General features: G+C 43.1%; 3 protein-coding genes. All 3 read right to left on the reverse strand.

Annotated elements, in window-relative coordinates; all coding sequences use genetic code 11:
* On the reverse strand, positions 1-1,150 hold a 1,150-nt coding region (locus NNN71_RS24405; protein WP_271459557.1), incomplete at its 3' end, for a CHASE2 domain-containing protein.
* 1 nt (position 1,151) lies between these two features.
* Positions 1,152-1,733, reverse strand: a complete 582-nt coding sequence (locus NNN71_RS24410; protein WP_271459558.1) for an OmpA family protein — start codon at positions 1,731-1,733, stop codon at positions 1,152-1,154.
* 12 nt (positions 1,734-1,745) lie between these two features.
* A complete protein-coding gene (locus NNN71_RS24415; RefSeq protein WP_271459559.1) occupies positions 1,746-2,183 on the reverse strand; it encodes a FecR family protein in 438 nt (145 codons plus the stop codon).
* Positions 2,184-2,281: the final 98 nt, after the last annotated feature.

Here is a 2,281-nt window from a genome sequence, read left to right on the forward strand (position 1 = left end):
TAACTAAAGATGTAATAATAATAATGCGACGAGTAAAATTGCTCGATAAAAAATAGAGTATATTAATTACTGACAATAAGCTAATGCAGGTGATGACATCCCATATTTTAAGCCATGATGGATGTATCACGACGTTATTGTTCATGATATTGTTCAGCATCGTCGCATGCGCGCCAACACCAGCAATCGCATGGTGAGCGGGCATGATGACTTTGTCATGGAGCGCTGCAGAAGAGGAGCCAATCAAAACGAGTGGCGCTGATATTTTATCTGATTGTCCGGAGAGTATCATTGAGGATGATATGCTAACGAACTGACTTTCACCTGGCTTTGTGTTTATCCAGGCCTTACCTTCATTGTCTACCGGGATATGATATTGACCGACATTAATTTCCCGTCCCCAGACGGTTTTCTCAATTGAAAAGTGGTCGACTCCCTCTTTTTCCATTAACATGGCAAGAGTAAATGATGGGATATTACCTTCGTCGCTGTTAATTATCATTGGAATATTACGTAGGACACCATCACCTTCATTGATAAAGTTAACAAAACCAGCTCGTGTAAGCGATGATCTGATTTCGGGTGTATTTTTTAATATCATTTCAGCATAGGGTAAGTTCAAGCTGGTGTTAAAAATGTGTTTAAGAGTGTGAGTATCACGAGCACGACTCAGAATAAGTTGTGTCGCCCCAACGATAGGGGCTTCATCCCGCAAAACACTCGCCAGATAATGATCGTTGTCGCGCATACCCTCGGGCACGCCGACAACAAACATATCCATATCAAACTCCATTTTATAACGTTGCTGAATATAATTCAGTGACGTTCTATCGGGTTCTAAAAGAAGAATGTCCATGCCAATAACCTGGCTCTTTTCCTGCCTGGTGGCTTTGATCAAATTGCCAAGAACATAACGCGGCCAGGGCCATTGGCCAACTTTCTGTAAGCTTAAATCATCAATATCCACAATCGCCACGGCAGGGGCTTTCGGCTTGTATGGAGTAAGAATATTAAATATCTCCTGTAGATGATCCTCAAGTGAGATAAAGATATGATTGGATGTGGCGATAAAAATGAGCCAGATAACCATAAAGGTGAGGCCAATGACGCCATGGGTCCGGCGTTTTTTTTTCGTACTTGTGAGAGGCATATTAGTGCACCATGATTTCTACTCGCCTGTTTTTAGGCTGTGAGCGGCCTGATGGCGTTTTAATCAGCGGATCAAAGGGGCCATGATAGCGAATATCCATAGCGGATTGAGGGAATCCCCCATGTAATAACATGTCATGGATAACTTGTGCCCGGCGCAGGGAAAGCTGCATATTATATTGGTTATTACCAATGCCATCGGTATGGCCGATGATGGTTATCTGGCAAGGTTTACGCTGCCGGCAATCTTTTCTGACGCGTCGAATGAGGTTGCTTGTCGTCGATAATGGTTCAACTGAATCATTAGGAAACCAGACCATTTCACTGGCAAGTGGCGCCGGTTCTGCTTTAAACAGTGCAGGACGCTGCTGGCGGGCATCAGCAGGAGATAACTGGCCCTCATGTTCTCCCAAAAGACCATCGACAAGGGTTTGCCCCGAATTGTCTAATGTAACGGGTTGATTATCGTTATTTTTTACAATGACACGCCCGACATGCCCGGTGGTATCGGGAAGCAACGTTACTTTGGTGCTCGTACAACCGGCCAATAATAACAATGCAGATAATATAATTTTCTTTCTCACGCGGAATAGGCCTCAATCGGTCGAAACAAGAAATCGTGTGCCCCGAACAGCAATAACTGTTGTTGGCGTTTTAAATTTCACGGCTGAAGGATCTAGTTTTCCTAATCTTCCCGATGAATATAATGCGGCTCCGCGACTTAATAAAACGTCAAAAGAGTAGCTATGCTTTAACGGCGTGTAGTCATATTTATTGATCTGGAATTTGCTATCGGAATCTAACGCGACAGTTGTACCATCGTTAAAACTTAATCCGGCATAGCCATCTTTTCCTGTTTGAATCACATCTCCTTCATGTATTTCATCCCCGGAAGAGATGATCTGGCATGATGAACGCAACATTTTGCAGGCGTGTGCCGTTTCTTTGATCACAGCTACCTTTTCGGCCGCCATAGCATCAGCGGAGACGAAAAGAAGTACTGCTACAATTATTCTCTTTGAAATTGTTTGCATGTTTTCTCCAATCATGAAAATAAACCAATAGTTTCAGTTCGTGAATAGCAAGTACATAAGGCAAAGAGAAGCGCACTAAACCAAATTATGTATTATGT

This window comes from Kluyvera sp. Awk 3 (assembly GCF_028069715.1).
Classification (GTDB): Bacteria; Pseudomonadota; Gammaproteobacteria; order Enterobacterales; family Enterobacteriaceae; genus Kluyvera; species Kluyvera georgiana_A.